The organism is Streptomyces sp. NPDC013317, from assembly GCF_055563155.1.
Map to the genome: position 1 here is coordinate 363878 of NZ_JBVHDX010000006.1, position 23490 is coordinate 387367.

Below are 23490 nucleotides of genomic sequence, written 5' to 3' on the forward strand. Positions count from 1 at the left end.
TCGACCACATGCGCGAGGAGCACGTCATGACTGCCGCCGGTACCCCCATCGCCGTCGTCACCGGAGCGAGCAGCGGAATCGGCGCGGCCACCGCCAGGCAGCTCGCCGCCGCCGGATACCGCGTGGTCCTCACCGCCCGCCGCAAGGACCGGATCGAGGCGCTGGCCGCCGAGATCGTCGAGGCCGGCCACCAGGCCACCGCCTACGCCCTCGACGTCACCGACCGCGACGCCGTCCAGACCTTCGCGACCGCCTTCCGCACCATCGCCGTCCTCGTCAACAACGCCGGCGGAGCCCTCGGCGCCGACCCCGTCTCCAGCGGCAACCCCGACGACTGGCGCCAGATGTACGAGGTCAACGTCATCGGCACCCTCAACGTCACCCAGGCCCTGCTCCCCGCCCTCACCGAGAGCGGCGACGGCACGGTCGTCGTCCTCTCCTCCACCGCCGGACACGCCACCTACGAGGGCGGCGCCGGCTACGTCGCCGCCAAGAACGGCGCCCGCGTCCTCGCCGAGACCCTCCGCCTGGAGATCGTGGGCACCCCGGTCCGCGTCATCGAGATCGCCCCCGGCATGGTCAAGACGGACGAGTTCGCCACCACCCGCTTCCGCGGCGACACCGAGAAGGCCTCCAAGGTCTACGCGGGCGTGGCCGAACCCCTCACCGCCGACGACGTCGCCGACACCATCACCTGGGCCTGCACCCGCCCCTCCCACGTCAACATCGATCTCCTGGTGGTCCGCCCCCGCGCCCAGGCCTCCAACACCAAGGTCCACCGCGAACTCTGAGCAGCCGGCCGCGACCGGCCCCCGCCGGATCAGCGGACGCAGAAGGGGCCGGTGCCCTTGCACCGGCCCTCTCCTTCCGCGGGTCGGCCTCCGCCCCACGGGCATCAGCCCTTCACGCAGATGACCTGCTTCAGCTTCGCGACCACCTCGACCAGGTCCCGCTGCTGGTCGATGACCTTCTCGATCGGCTTGTACGCGCCCGGGATCTCGTCCACGACGCCGGAGTCCTTACGGCACTCCACGCCCCGCGTCTGCTCCTCCAGGTCCCGGGTCGAGAAGCGCCGCTTCGCCGCGCTCCGGCTCATCTTGCGGCCGGCGCCGTGCGAGGCGGAGTTGAAGGACGCCTCGTTGCCGAGCCCCTTCACGATGTACGAGCCGGTGCCCATGGAGCCCGGGATGATCCCGAAGTCGCCGGAGCCGGCGCGGATCGCTCCCTTACGGGTGACCAACAGGTCCATCCCTTCGTACCGCTCCTCCGCCACGTAGTTGTGATGGCAGGAGATCACCGGGTCGAAGGTCACCTTCGCCTTGCGGAACTCCCGGCGGACGACCTCCTGGAAGAGGGCCATCATGATCGCGCGGTTGTACTTCGCGTACTCCTGCGCCCAGAACAGGTCGTTCCGGTAGGCCGCCATCTGCGGGGTGTCCGACACGAAGACCGCCAGGTCACGGTCGACGAGCCCCTGGTTGTGCGGCAGCTTCTGCGCCTCGCCGATGTGGTACTCGGCGAGCTCCTTGCCGATGTTCCGCGACCCGGAGTGCAGCATCAGCCAGACCGAACCCGACTCGTCGAGACAGAATTCGATGAAGTGATTCCCACTGCCGAGCGTTCCCATCTGCTTCTGGGCACGTTCGTGACGGAACTTGACCGACTCCGCGATCCCGTCGAACCGCGACCAGAAGTCGTCCCAGCCCGCCGTCGGGAACTGGAAGAGCCGCGAGGGGTCCACCTCGTCGCGGTGCATCCCACGCCCGACCGGGATCGCCTGCTCGATCTTCGACCGCAGCCGCGACAGGTCCCCCGGCAGGTCGTTCGCCGTCAGCGACGTCTTGACCGCCGACATCCCGCAACCGATGTCCACGCCCACCGCCGCCGGACAGACCGCACCGTGCATCGCGATGACCGAGCCGACGGTCGCGCCCTTGCCGTAATGCACGTCCGGCATCACGGCCAGGCCCTTGATCCACGGCAGCGTGGCCACGTTCTGGAGCTGCTGCATCGCGCCGCCCTCGACCGTGGAAGGATCGGTCCACATCCGGATGGGCACCTTCGCGCCCGGTACCTCTACATACGACATACTTCCTCGATTCCCCACAAAAGCCTGATAACGCAAAAACCGGAACCAAGGCCCGTACAGGTGACGACGGACCGGCATCAACAGCCGTGCGTGCGATAGACATTGTGTCCACCGGCCGGTATCCGGCGGCAAACAGTTTTCGGGAGAAGGGAGCCTGGGAGCGTGCAGCGACAGGCGTACGTACCCGGTCTGGCAGCGCTCGCCGCAGCGCTCGTCCTCGGACTCACCGGATGCTCCTCCGGAGGCGGGGCCGGAACCGGCGCCGTCGACTCCAAGGCCGGCCCCGCCGCCCCCGCCGCGCCCCCCGGCCGCTACCGCACCCTCTTCGAGCCCTGCGGCGCCGTCCCGCAGAACACGCTCCGCGACCTGCTCCCCGGCGCGGCCCAGCTCCCCGACGAGGAGCGGATCGCCGTGTACCGCGGCTCCGCCGCCGTCACGTACGACACCGACCGCCGCGTCGGCTGCAGCTGGAAGGCCGACACCCCGGACGCCATGCACCGGCTGCGGCTCGACATCGAGCGGGTCGTCTCCTACGACCCCGCCGTGAGCGACGACGACCGGGCGCAGGAGGTGTTCTCCCGCAAGCAGCTCGCGGCGGACCTCCCCCAGCCGACGCAGCCACCCCCGCCCTCTCAGCCCACCCAGTCGACCCAGTCGACCCAGCCCACGCAGAGCCCCGCGAGCCCCTCCGGCGGCGCCGGCCCGAGCACGAGCGTGGCGCCGGGCGGCGGCGCGCAGCCGCCGGCCTCGGGCACCGAGTCCCCGCAGCAGACCCCCACGGGCGCCCCGACGACCGGTCTGGAACCGCGCGTCCTGCAGGGCCTCGGCCAGATCGCCTTCCTCGACGACGCGCTCAGCGCCGGCGGGGCGAACGGCCGGCATCGCACCGTGAGCGTGGTGTTCCGCACATCCAACGTGGTCGTGACGGTCGAGTACGTGGAACAGACGACCGGCTCCGCGGAGGCCCCGGACAGCCGGGAACTGCAGGAAAAGGCCCTGAACCTGGCCCGTCTGCTCTCCGAGCGCCTGGAGGAGTAGCGGCCCCGTCCCGCCCTGGGGCCGTCCGTCGGCCACGCCGCGAGCACTCCGCGACCGCGCCGGGACCACGTAACGTGTCGGCGTACCGTGGCCGCCTGGCCGGACCGTGACCGGACCGTACGACAAGCGACTGAAGGAACCATGCACCGATCAGCCCCGCGACTCACCCGCATACTCGCCTGCGCAGCCGTTCCGGTGATGCTCGTCGTCGCCGGCTGCTCCTCGGACTCCGACAGCGGTTCGGGTACGCCTGACAAGGGCAAGGGTTCGGCCTCCTCGGCCCCCAGCCAGCAGACGACGAAGGCGCCCGAGCCCGCGAAGTTCGCGGAGCTGCCGGAGGTCTGCAAGTCGATCTCCGCGAAGACGACCGAGAGCCTGGTGCCGAAGGCGAAGGCGAAGAACGGTACGGCGGCCGCGTCGAGCGACACGGCGAGCCGTGGCGGCTGCTCGTGGAACGGTCTCGACGACAAGGGTGTGAAGGGCTCGCAGTACCGCTGGCTCGACGTCTCCTTCTACCGCTACGAGTCGGACGCCTCTCTGGGCAGCGGCGAGAAGCGCGCCCAGGAGAACTTCGCCAAGGAGCTTGCCAAGGTCCAGGCGACCGAGGGCGCGAAGAAGCTGAAGACCTCGGACTCGGCCGGTCTCGGGGACGAGGCGAAGGCCGTGACGTACGAGGTGCGCAAGACGGGCGAGGACTTCACGTACGCCTCGGTGGTGGCGCGTACGGGCAACGTGCTCGTGCTGCTCACGTACAACGGTGCGGGGTACGCCGGTGCCGACGCGCCCTCGGACAAGACGGTCCTGGCCGGTGCGCTGAAGGCGTCGAAGGAGGCCGTCGCGGCGGTCGCGGCGGCGAACAAGTAGCCCATGCGGGCCGCGGGCGTCGCGTACACCCGTATTTGCGCATGTTTTCGAGGAGCCTGTCCCTCCCCCGGGGGCCGGGCTCCTCACACGTGTGCCACGCTGTGCCCGCGAGATGTGGATTGACGGGAGGGGATCGCGGGTGGCCGCGGTGCAGCTGACACGCACGCACAAGATACTGATCGGTGTGGTGATCGCCGGTGCGGTGGTCATCGCCGGTATCGGTTTCGCGGGTTCGTACGCCGCTGTGCGTGAGCTCGCCGTGGAGAAGGGCTTCGGCACCTTCTCGTACTTCTTCCCGATCGGTATCGATGCCGGTATCTGTGTGCTCCTGGCACTGGACCTGCTGCTGACCTGGATCCGGATCCCGTTCCCGCTGCTGCGCCAGACGGCGTGGGTGCTGACGGCCGCGACGATCGCGTTCAACGGCGCGGCCGCGTGGCCGGACCCGCTGGGCGTCGGCATGCACGCGGTGATCCCGGTGCTGTTCGTGGTCGCGGTGGAGGCGGCGCGGCACGCGGTGGGCCGCATAGCCGACATCACCGCGGACAAGCACATGGAGGGCGTGCGGCTCACGCGGTGGCTGCTGTCTCCGATACCGACGTTCCGGCTGTGGCGGCGGATGAAGCTGTGGGAGCTGCGCTCGTACGAGCAGGTGATCAAGCTGGAGCAGGACCGGCTGATCTACCAGGCGCGGCTGCAGGCGCGGTTCGGTCGGGCGTGGCGGCGGAAGGCGCCGGTGGAGGCGCTGATGCCGCTGAGGTTGGCGAAGTACGGCGTACCGCTCGCCGAGACGGCCCCGGCGGGCCTCGCGGCGGCGGGCGTGGAACCGGTTCTGCTCCCTCCCCAGCCGGTGCTGGCGGAGGCGGTGCCGGTCGAGGTCGTCCAGCCGGCTGTCGAGTCGGCCCCGCAGCCGCAGCTGCCGGCGAACCACGACAGCCCGTGGTTCCAGGCGCAGACGCTCCCGCCTGAGGCTCACGAGACGGCCTACGACCCTCAGTACGTGGAGGGGCTGGAGCCGACCCCGGTGGCGGTTCCGCAGGGTCCCGAGGACCTTCCGGATCCGGGTCCTCGCCAGGAGCAGCAGTTCGAGGAGTACCAGGAGTACGTCGATCCGGAGCCGTCCACGGCCGAGTTCGCGGAGGTCGCGTACAAGGCGATGTGGGACTACGTCCAGGAGAACCAGCAGTTCCCGAGCAACGAGGAGCTCGACATACTGCTCAGCGACCGGTACGGCACGCGGCACCCTCGCAGCACGTCGCTTCTTCGGCAGGTCACTCCGGGCCTGCGGCAGCGCATCCAGCAGGAAGTGGCGGAGAACCACATCCCGTAGCCGCGCGCTGGCCGGGCCCCTGGCCGGGACCGGGCCTAGGCCATGGCCGGCCGGGTCTCAGGCCTTGGCCCGCTTCTTCGCGGTCTCGCCCCACAGGGCGAGCGCGGCGCCGACGACGGCGAGGGCGAGGTATCCGGCGGTGGGGATGTCCCACCATTTCTGGAGCAGTCCCCAGGGCTTGTCGCCGAAGAGCTGCCCGCCCGCGCCGAGTGCGCCCTGCACGAGCGTGATCCATCCGATGACCGCGATGACGTCGTTCTTCATGTCTCCACGGTCTCCCGCGCGGCACCCGGTTTCGTCGTGCCCACGTCGGAATCCGGCCTAGTCCGAAGTGTGGAGGAGCCCGCAGACGGAACGGGACGACAGCAGGGGACACGGCGAAGGGCCGCCACCGAACCGGTGGCGGCCCTTCGTGTCCTCCGTGCGGTTACGAGCCGAGCAGCTTGCGTACCCGGTCGGCGCCGACCGCGAGCAGCAGCGTCGGCAGGCGCGGCCCGGTCTCGCGGCTGACGAGCAGCTGGTAGAGCAGGGCGAAGAAGGCGCGCTGGGCGACCTTCAGCTCCGGGGTCGGCTTGGCCTCGGGGTCGAGACCGGCCATGACCTTCGGGACGCCGTAGACGAGCGTGGTCAGTCCGTCCAGGGACCAGTGCGTGTCCAGGCCCTCCAGGAGGAGGCGCAGGGACTCGCGGCCCTGGTCGTCGAGGGAGCCGAGGAGCTCGGCGTCCGGCTCGTCGCGGACGATCGTGCGCTGGTCGGCCGGGACCTGGGTGGTGATCCAGTTCTCGGCGCGGTCCAGGCGCGGACGGACCTCGTCCAGGCTGGTGACCGGCGTCTCCGGGTCCAGCTCGGTGAGGATCCGCAGGGTCTGCTCGTCGTGGCCGGCGGTGATGTCCATGACCGAGGCCAGCGTGCGGTACGGGAGCGGGCGCGGCGTGCGCGGCAGCTCACCGGCGGCCGTGCGCGCGGCACGTGCGTGCGCGGCCGCGTCGGCCGGCAGCACGGAGCCGTCGGCGACCTTGGCCTCCAGCTTGTCCCACTCGTCGTAGAGCCGCTGGATCTCCTGGTCGAAGGCGATCTTGAAGGACTGGTTGGGCTTGCGGCGCGCGTACAGCCAGCGCAGCAGCGGCGCCTCCATGATCTTCAGCGCGTCCGCGGGGGTGGGCACGCCACCGCGCGAGGAGGACATCTTGGCCATGCCGCTGATGCCGACGAAGGCGTACATGGGGCCGATCGGCTGGACGCCGTCGAAGATCTGGCGCACGATCTGGCCGCCGACGACGAACGACGAGCCGGGTGAGGAGTGGTCCACGCCCGAGGGCTCGAAGATCACGCCTTCGTACGCCCAGCGCATCGGCCAGTCGACCTTCCAGACCAGCTTGCCGCGGTTGAACTCGCTCAGCTTGACGGTCTCGGAGAAGCCGCACGCGGTGCAGGTGTAGGCCAGCTCGGTGGTCTCGTCGTCGTACGAGGTGACGGTGGTCAGGTCCTTCTCGCACTGCCCGCAGTAGGGCTTGTACGGGAAGTAGCCGCCGGTGCCGCCGGAGCCGTCGTCCTCGGCGGCCGCGCCCGAGCCCTCCTCGGCCTCCAGCTCCGCCTCGTCGACGGCCTTCTGCGACTGCTTCTTCGGCGCCTTCTTCGTCCGGTACTGGTCGAGGATGGCGTCGATGTCACCGCGGTGCTTCATCGCGTGCAGGATCTGCTCGCGGTACGTGCCCGCCGTGTACTGCTCCGTCTGGCTGATCGGGTCGTACTCGACACCCAGCTCGGCGAGCGACTCGACCATGGCGGCCTTGAAGTGCTCCGCCCAGCTCGCGTACGCCGAGCCGGCGGGGGCCGGGACGGAGGTCAGCGGCTTGCCGATGTGCTCGGCCCAGGACTCGTCGACGCCCTCGACGCCGTTCGGCACCTTGCGGTAGCGGTCGTAGTCGTCCCAGGAGATGAGGTGACGGACCTCGTGTCCGCGGCGGCGGATCTCGTCGGCGACCAGGTGCGGGGTCATGACCTCGCGGAGGTTGCCCAGGTGGATCGGGCCGGAGGGGGAGAGTCCGGAGGCGACGACGACCGGTTTGCCAGGCGCACGTCGCTCCGACTCGGCGATGACCTCGTCCGCGAAACGGGAGACCCAGTCGGTCTCGGTGCTGCTCTGAGCCACGGTCGGTACGTCCTTCTTCCTTGGTCCCTCGAAAGCCTTGCAGCCTTACGTCAGTCATTCTCCCAGACGGAACAGTCCACTCCGAGGTTGTCCACAGCGCTGGAGTTGTCCACAGGGAGAAAACACGTTGCCCGCCCATGGGACACTTGACAAGCGATAAAGCCCACCACTGAACCACCGACAGGAACGGAAGCTCATGGCCTCGGTCCCTTCCCTCGCTTCGACCGTGCAGCAGCGTCTCGCGGAAGGTCTCGCGGCAGCCCTGCCGGAGGCCGGTTCCGCCGACCCGCTGCTGCGACGAAGCGACCGGGCCGACTTCCAGGCCAACGGCATCCTGGCGCTCGCCAAGCAGCTCAAGGGCAATCCGCGTGAGCTGGCGACGAAGGTCGTCGACGGCATCCCGGCGAACGACGTGCTGAAGGAGATCGAGGTCTCGGGCCCCGGCTTCCTGAACATCACGGTCACCGACGAGGCGATCGTCAGGACCCTCGCCGCGCGCGCCGCCGACGACCGCCTCGGCGTGCCGTTCGCGCAGGACGCGGGCACGACGGTGATCGACTACGCCCAGCCGAACGTGGCCAAGGAGATGCACGTCGGCCACCTCCGCTCCGCCGTGATCGGCGCCGCGATGGTGGAGATCCTGGAGTTCACGGGCGAGAAGGTGGTCCGCCGCCATCACATCGGCGACTGGGGCACCCAGTTCGGCATGCTCATCCAGTACCTGGAGGAGCACCCGCACGAGCTGGACCACAAGGACGCGCAGGTGTCCGGCGAAGAGGCGATGTCGAACCTCGACCGGCTCTACAAGGCCGCGCGGAAGTTCTTCGACTCCGACGAGGAGTTCAAGACGCGGGCGCGCCGCCGGGTGGTCGACCTCCAGGCCGGTGACCCGCAGACGCTGGCCATGTGGCAGAAGTTCGTCGACGAGTCGAAGATCTACTTCTTCTCCGTCTTCGAGAAGCTGGACATGGACATCCGCGACCCCGACATCGTCGGCGAGTCCGGGTACAACGACATGCTGACCGAGACCTGCCGCATCCTGGAGGAGTCCGGCGTCGCGGTCCGTTCCAACGGCGCGCTCTGTGTCTTCTTCGACGATGTCAAGGGCCCGGACGGCAACCCGACGCCGCTGATCGTCCAGAAGTCCGACGGCGGTTTCGGCTATGCGGCGACGGACCTGTCGGCGATCCGGGACCGGGTGCAGAACCTGAAGGCGACGTCCCTGCTGTACGTGGTCGACGCCCGGCAGTCCCTCCACTTCAAGATGGTCTTCGAGACCGCCCGCCGGGCCGGCTGGCTGAACGAGGACGTGAAGGCCGTCCAGCTCGCCTTCGGCACGGTGCTCGGCAAGGACGGGAAGCCGTTCAAGACCCGTGAGGGCGAGACGGTCCGGCTGGTGGACCTGCTGGACGAGGCGATCGACCGGGCCGCGTCCGTGGTCCGCGAGAAGGCGCGCGACCTGACCGAGGACGAGATCGCCGAGCGGGGTGCCCAGGTCGGCATCGGCGCGGTGAAGTACGCGGACCTGTCGACCTCGGCGGCGCGGGACTACAAGTTCGACCTGGACCAGATGGTGTCGCTGAACGGCGACACGTCGGTGTACCTCCAGTACGCGTACGCGCGTATCAAGTCGATCTTCGGCAAGGCCGGTGACCGCACTCCGGTCGCCCATCCCGAGCTGGAGCTGGCCCCGGCGGAGCGTGCGCTCGGCCTGCACCTGGACCAGTTCGGCGAGACGGTGGCCGAGGCCGCCGCCGAGTACGCCCCGCACAAGCTCGCCGCGTACCTGTACCAGCTGGCGTCGCTGTACACGACGTTCTACGACCAGTGCCCGGTCATCAAGCCCGAGCCGCCGCAGGAGGTCGCGGAGAACCGTCTGTTCATCTGCGACCTGACGGCCCGGACGCTGCACCAGGGCATGGCCCTGCTGGGCATCCGGACGCCCGAGCGCCTCTGACGACGCGCCGCCGTACGACGAAGGCCCCGGCACCGTATCCGTACGGTGCCGGGGCCTTCGCTCACTCCAGCAGGGCCCACTCGTCCGTGTCGTACCGGTAGCCGTAGCGCTTCTCGCCCTCCATCGCACTGGTCTTGAAGGGCTTGCCGCCGTCGTCGACGACGACCTTGCCGTGCTGTTCGCCGTCGCTCCATTCCAGCTCCAGGTACCACGTCACGACATGCCCCTCGGTGTGCACGTCGAGGTTGAAGACCTGCGGGTCGCTCGTGGACACCTTGAACGGGAAGTCCTTGGCGGGGACCGTCCGGTCGCCGTCCTGGCCCGCGATGGGCCTGGCTGACGGCTGCGCCGCGTCGAGGTCGATGTCGAAGGTCTGGGGCGTGACGCCGCCGCCGCAGCCCTCTCCCATGGAGTAGACCGTCCGGTCGAGGGGCTCGCCGCGCTCCACCACCCGTACGTGGAGGCCGGTGATGACCACGGCGGCGTCGGTACGGCCGGTGGTGGTGAGCTCCAGGTACATGTGCCCGGCGTCGACCCCGTCGAAAGACGCCGCCCAGCGGCGGGACTGCTCCTGCATCGGCGGCGGCGGGACCTGGTCGGGCCGGCGGTCGAGCAGGTAGTGCTGCCCGCAGGGTCCCGTCCAGTTGTACGAGCTGATGCCGGCCCGCACGGGCGTTCCGGCACCCTTGCCGCCGGGCGCCGAGCTGCCCTGCACGCGGCTCGGAGTCGCGGATGCGCCCGACGGCTCGGCCGAGACGGGGGGCGTGGAGGCGGACGGGGACGCGGCGGACGGCGAGCCGCTCGGGGAGACGGTCACGCCGGGCGCCGTGGAGGAAGCGGCTGCGACGCGCCCGCCCTTGCCCGCGTCACCGGTGGGCTTCACGGAGTCCGACCGCCCGATGCCGTACGCGACGGGTACGGCGAGCGCGACGACGGCGGCCGCCGCGAGCGCGATCCGCAGCCGCTTGCGGGACCGGGGGACGGCCGTGGAGGGTGCTCTGACGGTGACGAGGGGCTCGGCCGGGTCCTTCCCGGGCTCGACGCCCTCAGGCGCGGCCACGCCGGTCTCGGCCGGCCCGGCGGAGGCAACCGGCTCGGCCGACTCGCCAGGCCCGACGGGCCCGGCAGGCTCCGCCGACTCGCCACGCTCCACCGGCACTTCGGACTCGACGTGTTCGACGGGGGCCGCCGCTGCAGGCGCCGCCGCAGTGGCGGTCACGTCGTCCGTCGTCTCGGCCGGCGAGGCGACCGGAGACGCCGGCTCCGGAAGGGTCCGCCGCCTTCTCGCGTCGTCGGCCACGATCCAGCTGCGGTGGAGCGCGATCAACTCCTCGCGTGTGGCCCCGCACAGCCGCCCGAGCCGCTCCACGGGGGCGAACTCCGTCGGGACCGCGTCCCCGTTGCAGTACCGGTGCAGCGTCGACGTGCTCACGTGCAGCTTCTTGGCCAACGCCCCGTAGCTGAGCCCGGATCGCTCCTTCAGTCCCCGTACGAGCTCCGCGAAACCGCCCGTCTCCGTTGCCACCCGCCCCGTCCCCCTCGTCTCGCCGTCCCAGGAACGCGTTCCAGGGAAGCCTTGTTTCCCCAGGTCAGGTAGGTGCGTGCGTTCCAGCTTCCCCCATTGTCCCGTGCCGATTGCAGACGGAACGCATCGGCCCGCAGGGTATGAGCCATGCCGAACAGCCGAGCCACGGACGCCGTGGCCCTCGCGGTGCTGATCGTGTGCACCGCCATCGCCATCGTGCTGATCAACCGTCACTGATCAAGCCGTTCATCGCACTTCACGGGGGAACACCCATGCGCATCACCATTCGCGCCGCCACGACCGCCGCGACCGCCCTGGTCGCCGCGCTGTCGCTCACCGCCTGCGCGGGGGACGGCGCGGAGTCCGCCGACTCGGCCTCCGCGCAGTCGTCCGGGGGGACGACATCGGCCGTGCGGGCTCCGGCGCCTGAGCCGTCCACCGAGCCGAACGGGACGTCGCCGTCGGCCGCCCCGGCCTCGGCCCCGTCCTCGCGTCAGCCGCAGAAGGGGAACCAGCCGTCGTCGCGGCAGGGGACGAGGCCCACGAGCGGAGCCAAGGACGACGGCCCGGTCACCACGGCCTGCACCGGTGCCACGACCAAGGTCGTCGTGAGCAAGGTGTCCCGTCCCGTCAACCACCTGCTGCTGACCGTCACCAACACCGGCAGCCGTGCCTGCAACGCCTACGGCGCACCGTTCGTCGGCTTCGACGACGCCCAGGCCCCCCTCGGCACCCTCGAGGAGTCGCGCCCCCAGGCCGTCGTCTCCCTCACCCCCGGCGCCTCGGCGTACGCCTCGGTCATCCTCACGGGCGAGCGGGGCGTCGACCCCGACGCGCACGGCCGCACCGTGCGGAACGTGTCTGTCCACTTCGCCCGGGGCGATGGTTCGGGCGGATCCGTGGGCAGTGGCAGGACGGTGGCGGCGCCGAGCGGCACGTACGCCGACGACGACGCCACCGTCACGTACTGGCAGCGCGAGATGGACCAGGCTCTGACCTTCTGAGCCCGCCGGTTCAGCGGATCGGGCGGGAGGTCCTCCCGGACACCTCGTCGATCTCGGTGTGTGCCTTCTGGAGCAGCTGCGAGGCGAGATCCATGAGTGCGCGGGCGCCCGCGATCTCCTCGCCCACCCGCAGCTGCTCCGGGTCGGACGGGTGCCTGTGGGCGTTGCCCTGGGCGCGGAACTCGGTTCCGTCACCGAGGCGCACCATGGCGGCCGACCTCGTCCGGTCGCCGTCCTCCTGGAACTCCATCTCGATGTGCCATCCGACGAGCGTGTGCATCATGAGGACCACCTCCTGAGGTACTTCCAGGGTGCGCCGCGCGGCCCGTCCTCACCAACCGGCCCTGAGCACACGGCACGCGGGTTGTCACGGCCGACCGAGATGATCACCGTCCGTTAATTCGTTTGCGCGTTCGGTGGCATCTGGGCAAACTGTTAGTCATGACTAACGAATTAGCTCCCGCGGGGCTCGTGGAGACCGACGCGATCCCTCTCTTCGGCCGGCCGGACGCGGGCCTCGTCCTGATCTCCGAGTGGCTCACGGAGGACGCCGAACGGCAGCGCTTCGTGATGGACGCGGTCGTGGACGTCTGGGCGCAGGCCGAGCTTCCGGACACCTTCCTCGCACGCCACTGCCTGGCGGGCTCCGACGGCCGCACGATCCTCAACTACGCCCAGTGGGCCGACTCCGCCGCCCACCTGGCCTTCTCCGCGGATCCCGCCAACCAGCTGGCCATCGCCGGCCGCATCCGGTCCCTCATCACGGTCGGCCCGCCCGGCCGCTACACCCACGACCGCACGGTGAGGCTGCGGGACGCGCCGATACGCAGCCTCAGCACGGGCGCGTCCGAGGACGGCGTCGCGCAGTACGTCCACCGGGCGGCCGACGGCAGGAGCGTCCATGTCCTCACGGCCCACGAAGACGAAGGGGACGGAACCGTCCTGCGGTTCCGTCCCTGTCGGGGCGTCGTGCGAGGAGCCGCACGGTAGTCCGGCCCGGAGCCGGCCGGGAAGCCCGTCCGTCCGGCGTCAGACGCCGCGGCCCAGCTTCTGGGCGACCTCGGTCGCCCAGTAGGTCAGGATCATCTGCGCGCCCGCGCGCCTGATCCCGGTCAGCGTCTCGAAGATGGCCCTGTCGCGGTCGATCCAGCCCTTCTCGGCCGCCGCCTCGACCATCGCGTACTCCCCGCTGATCTGGTACGCGGCGACGGGCACGTCCACGGCGTCCGCGACCTTCGCCAGCACGTCCAGGTAGGGGCCCGCGGGCTTCACCATCACCATGTCGGCCCCCTCCTCCAGGTCGAGCGCCAACTCCCGCAGCGACTCACGGAGGTTGGCCGGATCCTGCTGGTACGTCTTGCGGTCGCCCTGCAGCGACGAGCCGACGGCCTCGCGGAAGGGCCCGTAGAAGGCGGAGGAGTACTTCGCGGTGTACGCGAGGATCGACACGTCCTCCTTGCCGATGGTGTCCAGCGCGTCACGGACCACCCCGACCTGGCCGTCCATCATCCCGGACGGCCCCACGACGTGGACGCCGGCGTCGGCCTGGACCTGGGCCATCTCGGCGTACCGCTCCAGCGTCGCGTCGTTGTCGACCCGCCCGTGCTCGTCCAGGACACCGCAGTGCCCGTGGTCGGTGTACTCGTCCAGGCACAGGTCCGACATGATGACGAGGTCGTCGCCGACCTCCGCCTTCACGTCCCGGATCGCGACCTGCAGGATCCCGTCCGGGTCCGTGCCCGCGGTCCCCGCGCCGTCCTTCTTCGCGTCCTCCGGCACACCGAAGAGCATGATCCCGGAGACCCCGGCCTCCAGCGCCTCCACGGCCGCCTTCCGCAGGGTGTCCCGCGAGTGCTGCACCACGCCGGGCATCGCGGCGATCGGCCGCGGCTCGGTGATCCCCTCGCGCACGAACGCGGGAAGGATCAGATCGGCCGGGCTCAGCCGCGTCTCGGCCACCATCCGGCGCATCGCGGGCGTCGTCCGCAGCCGCCGCGGCCGCGCCCCGGGAAAGGTTCCGTACGAGTTCATACGCCCGAGGCTACGCCGACTGGACCGATGCACTTACCGACCGCCTGTGGGCATACACCCCGCCACCGCGCCGCGAGCAAGGACTCCCTCGTGCCCACCCGCGATCCCCGCGGCTGCCCGAGCCCCCGACAACGCACCGGGGTGCGGGACCCGGACAAGGCCCCGCACCCCGTGCGCAACACGACGGCGACTACGTCGTCCGACGCCTCCGCGCGCCCGGCCGGCGCTCCGAGGGCCGCGTCACCGGGTCCCCCGCCTCCAGCGCCGCCGCCCGCCGCCGCAGACCGAAGTCCGCCAGCGCCTCCGCGAGCTTGTGCACCGACGGCTCGGGCGAGAGCACGTCCACCCGCAGCCCGTGCTCCTCGGCGGTCTTCGCGGTCGCCGGACCGATACAGGCGATGACCGTCACGTTGTGCGGCTTCCCGGCGATCCCCACCAGGTTCCGCACGGTCGAGGACGAGGTGAACAGCACGGCGTCGAAACCGCCGCCCTTGATCGCCTCACGCGTGTCCGCCGGCGGCGGCGACGCGCGCACCGTCCGGTAGGCGGTGACGTCGTCGACCTCCCACCCGAGCTCGATCAGACCCGCGACCAGGGTCTCCGTCGCGATGTCCGCCCGCGGCAGGAAGACGCGGTCGATCGGGTCGAAGACCGGGTCGTACGGCGGCCAGTCCTCCAGGAGGCCGGCGGCGCTCTGCTCACCGCTCGGCACCAGGTCCGGCTTCACACCGAAGTCGACGAGCGCCGCGGCGGTCTGCTCGCCCACCGCCGCGACCTTGATCCCGGCGAAGGCACGCGCGTCGAGCCCGTACTCCTCGAACTTCTCCCGCACCGCCTTCACCGCGTTGACCGACGTGAAGGCGATCCACTCGTAGCGTCCGGTCACCAGGCCCTTGACGGCCCGCTCCATCTGCTGCGGGGTCCGCGGCGGCTCGACGGCGATGGTCGGCACCTCGTGCGGCACCGCACCGTACGAACGCAGCTGGTCGGAGAGCGACGCGGCCTGCTCCTTGGTGCGCGGCACGAGGACCCGCCAGCCGAAGAGCGGCTTGGACTCGAACCACGCCAGCTGGTCCCGCTGCGCCGGGGCGCTGCGCTCGCCGACCACGGCTATGACCGGCCGGTGGCCCTCGGGCGAGGGGAGGATCTTCCCCTGCTTGAAGACCTGCGCGATCGTGCCGAGCGTCGCGGTCCAGGTCCGCTGCCTGGTCGTCGTGCCGCCGATCGTCACGGTGAGCGGGGTGTCCGGCTTACGGCCAGCCGCCACCAGCTCACCGGCCGCCGCCGCCACCGCGTCCAGCGAGGTGGACACGACCACGGTGCCGTCCGAGGCTCCGACCTCGGTCCAGCAGCGGTCGTCGGCGGTCCGGGCGTCGACGAAGCGCACATCGGTGCCCTGCGCGTCGCGCAACGGGACACCGGCGTACGCGGGTACGCCCACCGCCGTGGCGACACCGGGCACGACCTCGAAGGGGATGCCCTCGGCGGCGCAGGCGAGCATCTCCTGACCTGCGTTTCCGTCGAGGCCGGGGTCGCCGGTCACCGCACGGACGACCCGCTTGCCGCCCCGTGCGGCCTCCATGACAAGATTGGTGGCATCCCTCAACACGGGGACACCGGCGGTTGTTGACGCCTCGTCAACAATCGTCAGCTCAGGCGTGCTCACGCCCGCGCGCGCATGGCACCGGACGACTTCGAGCACCTCCGGCTCGGCGATCAGTACGTCCGCGCCGGCGAGGGCTTCGACGGCCCGGAGTGTCAGCAGTCCGGGGTCGCCTGGACCGGCGCCGAGGAAGGTGACGCTCCCGTGGCCGAAGAAGGCCGAGGGCGCGGGGCTGGTGGTCGGGCTGGTGGGGCTCAAAGTGCTCGCTCCCCCATAAGACCGGCCGCACCCTTGGCGAGCATCTCGTCCGCGAGTTCGCGTCCGAGCGCCATCGCCTCGTCGTGCGACGCGGGTACGGGACCGGTGGTGGACAGCTGCACCAGCGTCGAGCCGTCGGTGGTGCCGACGACGCCGCGCAGGCGCATTTCGGTGACAGTCTGCCCGCGGCCGGAATCCTCGGCCAGCAGGTCGGCCAGCGCACCCACGGGTGCGGAGCAGCCGGCCTCCAGGGCGGCGAGCAGGGAGCGCTCGGCGGTCACGGCGGCCCGGGTGGGCGGGTCGTCGTGCGCGGCGAGCGCGGCGACGAGGTCGGCGTTGGACGCCAGGCACTCGATCGCCAGTGCCCCCTGGCCGGGGGCGGGCAGGACGGAGTCGACCGACAGGTGGTCGAGCGACAGGGAGCCGGTGAGCTCCGCCGTCCCGCCGATGCGGTTGAGGCCGGCCGCGGCGAGAACCACCGCGTCCAGCTCTCCGCCACGTACGTATCCGACGCGGGTGTCGATGTTCCCGCGGATCGGCACGGTCTCGATGGCCAGCCCGTGGCTGCGCGCGTACGCGTTGAGCTGGGCGGTGCGACGCGGCGAGCCGGTGCCGATCCGGGCGCCCTGGGGCAGCCGGTCCAGCGTCACTCCCTCGCGGGCGACCAGCACGTCACGCGGGTCCTCGCGCTCCGGGATGGCGGCCAGCACGAGGTCGGGGTGCTGCGCGGTCGGCAGGTCCTTCAGGGAGTGGACGGCGAAGTCCACCTCGCCGGCCAGGAGCGCGTCGCGCAGAGCGGCGACGAACACGCCGGTGCCGCCGATCTGTGCGAGGTGCTCACGGGAGACGTCCCCGTACGTCGTGATCTCCACGAGCTCGACGGGCCGGCCGGTCGTCCGCCGGACGGCGTCGGCCACATGCCCGGACTGGGCCATGGCGAGCTTGCTGCGCCTGGTCCCGAGCCTCAGTGCCCTCTCGGTCATACTCGCCCTCGGTTCTTGACGTCGGCGTCATTCAGGTCGGCCCGGGAGACGGAGGCGACCGTCTCCGGGTCGAGGTCGAAGAGTGTCCGCAGCGCGTCGGCGTACCCGGCGCCGCCGGGCTCGCTGGCCAGCTGCTTGACCCGCACGGTGGGCGCGTGCAGGAGCTTGTCGACCACCCGGCGCACGGTCTGGGTGATCTCGGCGCGCTGCTTGTCGTCGAGGCCGGGCAGCCGGCCCTCCAGCCGTGCCACCTCGCCCGCGACGACGTCGGCGGCCATGGTGCGCAGGGCGACCACGGTCGGGGTGATGTGCGCGGCGCGCTGGGCGGCGCCGAAGGCGGCCACCTCATCGGAGACGATGGAGCGCACCTGGTCGACGTCGGCGGCCATGGGGGCGTCGGCGGAGGCCTCGGCGAGCGACTCGATGTCGACGAGCCGGACGCCCGGCGTGCGGTGGGCGGCGGCGTCGATGTCGCGCGGCATGGCGAGGTCGAGCAGAGCGAGCGGGGCCGTACGGCCCGCCATCGCGGTCTCGACGGCCTCGCCGGTCAGGACGAGTCCGGTGGCTCCGGTGCAGGAGACGACGATGTCGGCACGTGTCAGTTCGTCGCCGACGGCAACCATCTCGACCGCGCGTGCGGCCACGCCCGTACCGCCGGGCTCGGTGAGGATCTGCACCAGCCGCTCCGCGCGCGCGGCCGTACGGTTGGCGATCACGATCTCGGCGACGCCGGAGCGCGCCAGGGTGGCCGCGGCCAGCGAGGACATCGAGCCGGCGCCGATCACCAGGGCCCGCTTGCCCGCAGCCCAGCCGTCGACGTCCGCGCCCTCCGCGAGCTGCTCCAAGCCGAACGTGACGAGCGACTGCCCGGCCCGGTCGATCCCGGTCTCGCTGTGGGCGCGCTTGCCGACCCGCAGCGCCTGCTGGAACAGGTCGTTGAGGAGGCGGCCGGCGGTGTGCAGGTCCTGGCCGAGCGCGAGCGCGTCCTTGATCTGGCCGAGGATCTGGCCCTCGCCGACGACCATGGAGTCGAGCCCGCAGGCCACCGAGAAGAGGTGGTGGACGGCCCGGTCCTCGTAGTGCACGTAGAGATAGGGAGTGAGCTCCTCCAGCCCGACGCCGCTGTGCTGGGCGAGGAGCGTGGACAGCTCGGCGACACCGGCGTGGAACTTGTCCACGTCGGCGTAGAGCTCGATCCGGTTGCAGGTGGCCAGGACCGCGCCCTCGGCGGCCGGTTCGGCGGCGAGGGTGTCCTGCAGCAGCTTGGCCTGGGTGTCCGAGGCGAGCGAGGCCCGCTCCAGGACGCTGACCGGAGCGCTGCGGTGGCTGAGGCCGACGACGAGGAGACTCATGCCGGCATCACGGCGGGGACGTCCCCGTCGGGTCCCTTGCGGCCGGTGCCCTTGGCCGCGGTCTCGCCCGTCGAGCCGAGCGGCACGGGCGGCGCCTGTACGGCGGTGGCCTCGGTCTCCGCCTCCTCGCCCGCCTTGCGCTGCTCGTGGAAGGCGAGGATCTGCAGCTCGATGGAGAGGTCGACCTTGCGCACGTCCACGCCGTCGGGCACGGAGAGCACGGTCGGGGCGAAGTTCAGGATCGAGGTCACGCCGGCTGCCACGAGCCGGTCGCAGACCTGCTGGGCGACGCCCGCGGGGGTCGCGATGACGCCGATCGAGACGCCGTCCTCCTCGATGATCTTCTCGAGGTCGTCACTGTGCTGGACGGGGATCCCGGCGACCGGCTTGCCGGTCATGGCGGGGTCGGCGTCGATGAGCGCGGCGACCCGGAAGCCACGGGAGGCGAAGCCGCCGTAGCCGGCGAGCGCGGCGCCGAGGTTACCGATACCGACGATGACGACGGGCCAGTCCTGCGTCAGGCCGAGCTCACGGGAGATCTGGTAGACGAGGTACTCGACGTCGTAGCCGACGCCCCGCGTGCCGTAGGAACCGAGGTAGCTGAAGTCCTTGCGCAGCTTCGCGGAGTTGACGCCCGCGGCGGCCGCGAGCTCCTCGGAGGAGACCGTGGGTACGGAGCGCTCCGACAGTGCGGTGAGCGCACGCAGATACAGCGGAAGGCGGGCGACGGTGGCCTCGGGAATTCCTCGGCTACGGGTCGCCGGTCGGTGAGTTCGGCCAGTTGCCACGGTGCTCCTGCGGGATGAGCGGGGCTGCAGGCGGCCGTGTGTCCCAAGACCGCCCCGTCGAATGCAGGCTATGTCTTTGTGAACGCGTGCACAAAGATGGTGTCCGTTTTGTCCGGCCAAAGTGACCGGGGTCACGCGACCGGTTCGCGCCAGGACGGAACCGCGGAGCGCCTCAAGCCGTTGGGAAACCGAAGGGGGCAAAACCGCACACTCTCCTCACGATCATGCCCCCGAAACCCAACAAAACGTCCACGATGGTAACCGTCTTCGCGTCAGCCACCCAGTTCACGCCTGAGCCGCCCGGCGTCCACACGCCAGAACGTGTGCTGCTCGCCGTCGACCAGGACCACCGGAATCTGCTCCCAGTACGCCCGGTGGAGCTCCTCGTCCTGGGTGATGTCCTTCTCCTCCCAGCTCGCTCCGGTCTCGGCGCAGACCGCCTCGACCACGGCACGGGCATCGTCGCAGAGATGACAGCCCGGCTTGCCGATCAGCGTCACCGTCCGCGCGGCGGCCGGAGCGGCGGAGGTGTTCTTCTTCGCTCGTCCAAACATGCCGTCCATTCTGCGCCGCGCCGCGCCGTGCCCCCTGTCTCCAGCTTGCCCCCGATGTCCGCTTAACAGGAGAGTCGCGGAGTGTTCACGCCGCCGCATCCCGACGCGTCGGGAACTACCGAACAGACTGGCTATGCTCACGACATGGCCGCAATGGGATGGCTCACCCCCCGTAGGCGCTCCGCCACCGCGCGCAGCGTTCTGGCAGGCGAGGCCGCCGCCGAGGCGGCGCGCAAGACCTCGCAACAGCTCGAACTGGAACGGGAGACGGCGGCGCGCGCCGAGCCCGAGCAGCCGGCCGAGCCCGAGTTCCCCGTCGCGGGCGACGCCGAGGCCGCGGCCTTCTTCGACCTCGACAACACCGTGATGCAGGGCGCCGCGATCTTCCACTTCGGCCGCGGCCTGTACAAGCGGAAGTTCTTCCAGCGCCGCGAACTGGCCCGCTTCGCCTGGCAGCAGGCCTGGTTCCGGCTCGCCGGTGTCGAGGACCCCGAGCACATGCAGGACGCTCGCGACAGCGCGCTGTCCATCGTCAAGGGCCACCGCGTCTCCGAGCTGATGTCCATCGGCGAGGAGATCTACGACGAGTACATGGCCGACCGCATCTGGCCCGGCACGCGGGCACTCGCCCAGGCCCACCTCGACGCCGGACAGAAGGTGTGGCTCGTCACCGCCGCGCCCGTCGAGACCGCCACGATCATCGCCCGGCGCCTCGGCCTCACCGGCGCGCTCGGCACGGTCGCCGAGTCCGTCGACGGCGTCTACACCGGAAAGCTCGTCGGCGAGCCCCTGCACGGGCCCGCCAAGGCGGAGGCGGTGCGCGCCCTGGCCTCGGCCGAGGGCCTGGACCTGAACCGCTGCGCGGCGTACAGCGACTCGCACAACGACATCCCGATGCTCTCGCTGGTCGGCCATCCCTACGCCATCAACCCGGACACCAAGCTGCGCAAGCACGCGAAGGCCCGTGACTGGCGGCTGCGCGACTACCGGACGGGCCGCAAGGCCGCCAAGGTCGGCATCCCCGCCGCTGCCGGGGTCGGCGCGCTCGCGGGCGGCACGGCCGCCGCCGTGGCCCTGCACCGCCGCCGCCGCTGACCTGGCGCCCGGCACCGGTCGCCGCGCGCGACACACCGGGCACCACCGAACGCACTGCCGCGACACGACGGCACCGACGGCACGTCATCCCCTGCCGATACGTTTCGGCTGCGATCGTCTGCGACAACGCGGGAACCGCCGCCCTCACCCTTACGTGGTCGAACACCGCCGCGCAGGTCGACTCAGGGGCATTCGCGGCTCCCTACCCAGCAGCGGCCCAGATCACTCACGGCCCTAGCACTCGACCACAACAGAGCGTGCACACAGTCACACTCGGAAGCCAACTGATCAACAACCGGTCACCAAGTGCTAAGAATCCCGTCCGCAAGTAGTAACGGATGCGACGGAATCGATGATTTGAGCAACTGGGTGTAGCGCTGCCTGTACGAAGCGTTATTCTCCTCAGACGCACAACGGAACCCACACGTCGCCACGACGAGTGAACGGTCCCGCACTGCACGTGATGGAAGCTCTGCCTCTGGGAGTCCCGTGTACCCACACGTCGGGGTTGACGCCTCGGGCCTGGCTACGCTGCGCGCAACGGTCCTCGACCACTTGCGCGGCTTCGTCCCCACCGCGTACGCCGGCCCTGTCCCCGCCTTTGCCTTCGCCGCACCGGCACCCGCCGGTCCCTGCTATGCCCTCGCCGAGAGCGGTGCCGCTGTCGGCAGACGGGGCAGCCGCGGCGGCACCGGAACCTCGACCGCCGCCCGCCGCCCCACCGCCGACAGCGACAGCGCCCGCATGATGGACCTGGTCGAGCGCGCCCAAGCCGGCGAGGCCGAGGCCTTCGGCCGCCTGTACGACCAGTACAGCGACACCGTCTACCGCTACATCTACTACCGCGTCGGCGGGAAGGCGACGGCGGAGGACCTCACCAGCGAGACGTTCCTGCGCGCCCTGCGCCGGATCTCCACCTTCACCTGGCAGGGCCGCGACTTCGGGGCCTGGCTGGTCACCATCGCCCGCAACCTGGTCGCCGACCACTTCAAGTCCAGCCGCTTCCGGCTGGAGGTGACCACCGGCGAGATGCTCGACGCCAACGAGGTCGAGCGCAGCCCCGAGGACTCCGTCCTGGAGTCCCTCTCCAACGCCGCGCTGCTCGACGCCGTCCGCAGACTCAACCCCCAGCAGCAGGAGTGCGTGACCCTGCGCTTCCTGCAGGGCCTGTCGGTCGCCGAGACGGCCCGGGTCATGGGCAAGAACGAGGGCGCGATCAAGACCCTCCAGTACCGGGCCGTGCGCACCCTCGCACGTCTCCTCCCGGACGACGCCCGCTGACCGCTGCACGCCCCCCACACGCGCCCCCGCCCGCCGCGCCCGCGCCCGCGCAACGGCTCGCGCCCGGCTTCGTCCCCGCCCGTCCCCACCCACCCCCACGCCCCCCACTCCCCCCACGTCCCCCGACCCCCGTCCAACTCACAGTCGGTGACGCCTCGATGACGCACTGGTCCGATCATCTTTCGCGCGTAACCCAAGTGCCGCGCCGCTCGTTGTGCGGAATGCAGGCTCCCTGTGGTCACGCCATGCCCACAGCCACTCACTCTTTCGTGTGGATGTGTTCAAGGCGTGCAACCTTCCGGACACCCCGGGGAGTCGACCGTCATGACGAGAGGAGGTGCCGCCAGTGATCGCGAACGTATCGGCGCACCGGCGGGCGAACGCCTTCGCCCAGGCCCTGGCTGACCGGACGCCCGACGACGCGACGGCCGAGCAGCCCGAGGCGTCGGCCGAACCGGCGGAGCAGGGGCGGCTGTTGGCCCTGGCGAACGGTCTCGGCGAGCTGCCGAGACCGGAGATGGACCCCGAGGTCAAGGTGGTGCAACGAGCGCAGCTCGTCGCCGCCATGGAAGCGATGCTCGCGGAGGGGAGCGCAGCCGCGGGCCCTACGGTGCCGGAGCAACGGACGTCGAGCGGGCGGGGAGCCCACCGGGCCTCCCCGCTCCGGAAACTGCGCCCCCGCTCCCGCTGGTCGAAGGGCATCGCCGCGGGCGGTCTCACGGTCGGTGTGGCCGCAGGAGCGTTCAGCGGTGTGGCCGCTGCCAGCTCCGACGCCCTCCCCGGTGACTCGCTCTACGGGCTGAAGCGCGGGATGGAGGACATCAAGCGCGGCATGGCCGACGACGACTCCGAGCGGGGCGGGATCTTCCTGGACCAGGCGTCGACGCGGCTCAGCGAGGCGCGCAGGCTCATGGAGCGAGGACGCGCGGGCGACCTCGACCACGAGTCCCTCAGCGAGATCCGCCGCGTCCTCGGCGGCATGAAGCACGACGCCTCCGAGGGCCACCGACTGCTGCGCCAGGCGTACGAACGGGACGGCGAGATCGGGCCGATGGCTCGGCTGAACTCCTTCGCCCAGGCCCACCGCTCCACCTGGAACGGCCTGCGCGACCGGCTGCCCGTCCAGCTCAGCGACGTCGGCAAGGAGGTGAACGACGTCTTCGTCGCCATAGACGAAGAGGTCGAGCCGCTCCAGAGCATGCTCCCCCGCACGCCGGAGAAGGGAGCCGTCGAGAGCGGCGGCGCCGGCACCCCGCAGGACACCCCGCGTACGCACACCCAGCGTCCGCCGTCCTCCCCGGCCGCCCCCTCCACGGGCGGCGAGGGCTCCACCCGGCCGCAGCCCTCGGGCTCCGGCTCGGGCACGGGCTCCCCTCAGGACGACGGCCTGCTCGGCGGGAACACCGGCGGCCTGCTCGACAACCCGTCGACGGGGACGCTCCCGACGCCGTCCGGCAGCCACACGACACCCGACATGCCGGATGTCACGCTGCCGCCGCTGCTGCCGGGCCTGCTCCCCGGTCTCGGCATCGACAGCGAGGACGCCCCCTAGCGCCGATACGGGTGTAGGGCGCCCCCTCTCCGGA

At 71.0% G+C, this 23490-nt stretch carries 21 protein-coding genes; 10 read left to right on the plus strand and 11 right to left on the minus strand.

Annotated features, from left to right (window positions below; all coding sequences use genetic code 11):
- Positions 1-26: 26 nt before the first annotated feature.
- A complete protein-coding gene (locus tag ACZ3IJ_RS19205; RefSeq protein WP_391802281.1) occupies positions 27-791 on the plus strand; it encodes an SDR family NAD(P)-dependent oxidoreductase in 765 nt (254 codons plus the stop codon).
- A 104-nt stretch (positions 792-895) separates the two neighbouring features.
- Here ACZ3IJ_RS19205 and ACZ3IJ_RS19210 read toward each other — a convergent pair whose 3' ends face one another.
- On the minus strand, positions 896-2089 hold the full coding sequence (locus ACZ3IJ_RS19210; protein ID WP_391802258.1) for an RtcB family protein: 1194 nt from the start codon (positions 2087-2089) through the stop codon (positions 896-898).
- Between the two features lie 162 nt (positions 2090-2251).
- On the opposite strand from ACZ3IJ_RS19210, the gene ACZ3IJ_RS19215 reads away from it, so the two are divergent.
- From ACZ3IJ_RS19215 to ACZ3IJ_RS19225, 3 genes are all read left to right on the plus strand, one after another.
- Positions 2252-3127 (plus strand): DUF3558 domain-containing protein, encoded by an 876-nt coding sequence (locus tag ACZ3IJ_RS19215; protein WP_467469648.1) that lies wholly within the window; start codon positions 2252-2254, stop codon positions 3125-3127.
- Positions 3128-3268: 141 nt separating this feature from the next.
- Positions 3269-3991, plus strand: a complete 723-nt coding sequence (locus ACZ3IJ_RS19220; RefSeq protein ID WP_467469650.1) for a DUF3558 domain-containing protein — start codon at positions 3269-3271, stop codon at positions 3989-3991.
- A 139-nt stretch (positions 3992-4130) separates the two neighbouring features.
- Positions 4131-5321, plus strand: a complete 1191-nt coding sequence (locus ACZ3IJ_RS19225) for a DUF2637 domain-containing protein (protein ID WP_467469652.1) — start codon at positions 4131-4133, stop codon at positions 5319-5321.
- Between the two features lie 57 nt (positions 5322-5378).
- On the opposite strand, the gene ACZ3IJ_RS19230 is transcribed toward ACZ3IJ_RS19225, so the two are convergent.
- Both ACZ3IJ_RS19230 and lysS read right to left on the minus strand, forming a co-directional pair.
- Positions 5379-5585 carry a hypothetical protein gene (locus ACZ3IJ_RS19230; protein ID WP_467469654.1) on the minus strand — a complete coding sequence of 69 codons (207 nt, stop codon included), beginning with the start codon at positions 5583-5585 and terminating at the stop codon, positions 5379-5381.
- A gap of 163 nt (positions 5586-5748) precedes the next feature.
- Complete coding sequence (lysS, locus tag ACZ3IJ_RS19235; RefSeq protein WP_467469656.1) at positions 5749-7473, minus strand: lysine--tRNA ligase; 1725 nt, start codon at positions 7471-7473, stop codon at positions 5749-5751.
- 196 nt (positions 7474-7669) lie between these two features.
- On the opposite strand from lysS, the gene argS reads away from it, so the two are divergent.
- Positions 7670-9430, plus strand: coding sequence for an arginine--tRNA ligase (gene argS, locus ACZ3IJ_RS19240; protein ID WP_467469658.1), 1761 nt, complete (start codon positions 7670-7672; stop codon positions 9428-9430).
- A 61-nt stretch (positions 9431-9491) separates the two neighbouring features.
- Here argS and ACZ3IJ_RS19245 read toward each other — a convergent pair whose 3' ends face one another.
- Complete coding sequence (locus tag ACZ3IJ_RS19245; RefSeq protein ID WP_467469660.1) at positions 9492-10955, minus strand: helix-turn-helix domain-containing protein; 1464 nt, start codon at positions 10953-10955, stop codon at positions 9492-9494.
- Positions 10956-11227: 272 nt separating this feature from the next.
- Between ACZ3IJ_RS19245 and ACZ3IJ_RS19250 the strand changes: the two genes are divergently transcribed.
- Complete coding sequence (locus ACZ3IJ_RS19250) at positions 11228-11959, plus strand: DUF4232 domain-containing protein (RefSeq protein ID WP_467469662.1); 732 nt, start codon at positions 11228-11230, stop codon at positions 11957-11959.
- A gap of 10 nt (positions 11960-11969) precedes the next feature.
- On the opposite strand, the gene ACZ3IJ_RS19255 is transcribed toward ACZ3IJ_RS19250, so the two are convergent.
- Positions 11970-12239 (minus strand): DUF1876 domain-containing protein, encoded by a 270-nt coding sequence (locus ACZ3IJ_RS19255; protein WP_467469716.1) that lies wholly within the window; start codon positions 12237-12239, stop codon positions 11970-11972.
- 161 nt (positions 12240-12400) lie between these two features.
- On the opposite strand from ACZ3IJ_RS19255, the gene ACZ3IJ_RS19260 reads away from it, so the two are divergent.
- Positions 12401-12949: a hypothetical protein gene (locus ACZ3IJ_RS19260; protein ID WP_467469664.1), complete on the plus strand. Its 549-nt coding sequence runs from the start codon at positions 12401-12403 to the stop codon at positions 12947-12949.
- Positions 12950-12988: 39 nt separating this feature from the next.
- Here the strand turns inward: ACZ3IJ_RS19260 and hemB are convergent, their stop codons facing one another.
- The 6 genes from hemB to ACZ3IJ_RS19290 form a co-directional block, all read right to left on the minus strand.
- Positions 12989-13990 carry a porphobilinogen synthase gene (gene hemB / locus ACZ3IJ_RS19265; protein WP_467469666.1) on the minus strand — a complete coding sequence of 334 codons (1002 nt, stop codon included), beginning with the start codon at positions 13988-13990 and terminating at the stop codon, positions 12989-12991.
- 190 nt (positions 13991-14180) lie between these two features.
- A complete protein-coding gene (locus ACZ3IJ_RS19270) occupies positions 14181-15851 on the minus strand; it encodes a bifunctional uroporphyrinogen-III C-methyltransferase/uroporphyrinogen-III synthase (protein ID WP_361438144.1) in 1671 nt (556 codons plus the stop codon).
- Positions 15848-16834, minus strand: coding sequence for a hydroxymethylbilane synthase (gene hemC, locus ACZ3IJ_RS19275; RefSeq protein WP_467469668.1), 987 nt, complete (start codon positions 16832-16834; stop codon positions 15848-15850). Before hemC ends, ACZ3IJ_RS19270 begins: the two co-directional genes overlap by 4 nt.
- Positions 16831-18186, minus strand: a complete 1356-nt coding sequence (locus tag ACZ3IJ_RS19280; RefSeq protein ID WP_467469670.1) for a glutamyl-tRNA reductase — start codon at positions 18184-18186, stop codon at positions 16831-16833. The genes hemC and ACZ3IJ_RS19280 overlap by 4 nt, the downstream gene beginning before the upstream one ends.
- Entirely contained in the window at positions 18183-18974 is a 792-nt protein-coding gene (locus ACZ3IJ_RS19285; RefSeq protein ID WP_467469672.1) for a redox-sensing transcriptional repressor Rex, read from the minus strand. Before ACZ3IJ_RS19285 ends, ACZ3IJ_RS19280 begins: the two co-directional genes overlap by 4 nt.
- 272 nt (positions 18975-19246) lie before the next feature.
- On the minus strand, positions 19247-19537 hold the full coding sequence (locus ACZ3IJ_RS19290; protein ID WP_383178063.1) for a glutaredoxin family protein: 291 nt from the start codon (positions 19535-19537) through the stop codon (positions 19247-19249).
- A 135-nt stretch (positions 19538-19672) separates the two neighbouring features.
- Here ACZ3IJ_RS19290 and ACZ3IJ_RS19295 point away from each other — a divergent pair, with 135 nt between their 5' ends.
- From ACZ3IJ_RS19295 to ACZ3IJ_RS19305, 3 genes are all read left to right on the plus strand, one after another.
- Positions 19673-20623 (plus strand): HAD family hydrolase, encoded by a 951-nt coding sequence (locus tag ACZ3IJ_RS19295; RefSeq protein ID WP_467469675.1) that lies wholly within the window; start codon positions 19673-19675, stop codon positions 20621-20623.
- 489 nt (positions 20624-21112) lie between these two features.
- Positions 21113-21904: an ECF subfamily RNA polymerase sigma factor, BldN family gene (locus ACZ3IJ_RS19300; protein WP_137988687.1), complete on the plus strand. Its 792-nt coding sequence runs from the start codon at positions 21113-21115 to the stop codon at positions 21902-21904.
- A 346-nt stretch (positions 21905-22250) separates the two neighbouring features.
- Positions 22251-23456 carry a DUF5667 domain-containing protein gene (locus tag ACZ3IJ_RS19305; protein WP_467469677.1) on the plus strand — a complete coding sequence of 402 codons (1206 nt, stop codon included), beginning with the start codon at positions 22251-22253 and terminating at the stop codon, positions 23454-23456.
- Positions 23457-23490 lie beyond the last annotated feature (34 nt).

Coding starts and splice junctions, on each gene's coding strand:
- ACZ3IJ_RS19220 (WP_467469650.1), top strand. CDS start 3,269: ATGCACCGATCAGCCCCGCGACTCACCCGCATACTCGCCTGCGCAGCC.
- ACZ3IJ_RS19280 (WP_467469670.1), bottom strand. CDS start 18,186: ATGAGTCTCCTCGTCGTCGGCCTCAGCCACCGCAGCGCTCCGGTCAGC.
- ACZ3IJ_RS19210 (WP_391802258.1), bottom strand. CDS start 2,089: ATGTCGTATGTAGAGGTACCGGGCGCGAAGGTGCCCATCCGGATGTGG.
- argS (WP_467469658.1), top strand. CDS start 7,670: ATGGCCTCGGTCCCTTCCCTCGCTTCGACCGTGCAGCAGCGTCTCGCG.
- ACZ3IJ_RS19290 (WP_383178063.1), bottom strand. CDS start 19,537: ATGGACGGCATGTTTGGACGAGCGAAGAAGAACACCTCCGCCGCTCCG.
- ACZ3IJ_RS19255 (WP_467469716.1), bottom strand. CDS start 12,239: ATGCACACGCTCGTCGGATGGCACATCGAGATGGAGTTCCAGGAGGAC.
- ACZ3IJ_RS19260 (WP_467469664.1), top strand. CDS start 12,401: ATGACTAACGAATTAGCTCCCGCGGGGCTCGTGGAGACCGACGCGATC.
- hemB (WP_467469666.1), bottom strand. CDS start 13,990: ATGAACTCGTACGGAACCTTTCCCGGGGCGCGGCCGCGGCGGCTGCGG.
- ACZ3IJ_RS19295 (WP_467469675.1), top strand. CDS start 19,673: ATGGCCGCAATGGGATGGCTCACCCCCCGTAGGCGCTCCGCCACCGCG.
- ACZ3IJ_RS19250 (WP_467469662.1), top strand. CDS start 11,228: ATGCGCATCACCATTCGCGCCGCCACGACCGCCGCGACCGCCCTGGTC.
- hemC (WP_467469668.1), bottom strand. CDS start 16,834: ATGACCGAGAGGGCACTGAGGCTCGGGACCAGGCGCAGCAAGCTCGCC.
- ACZ3IJ_RS19205 (WP_391802281.1), top strand. CDS start 27: ATGACTGCCGCCGGTACCCCCATCGCCGTCGTCACCGGAGCGAGCAGC.
- ACZ3IJ_RS19230 (WP_467469654.1), bottom strand. CDS start 5,585: ATGAAGAACGACGTCATCGCGGTCATCGGATGGATCACGCTCGTGCAG.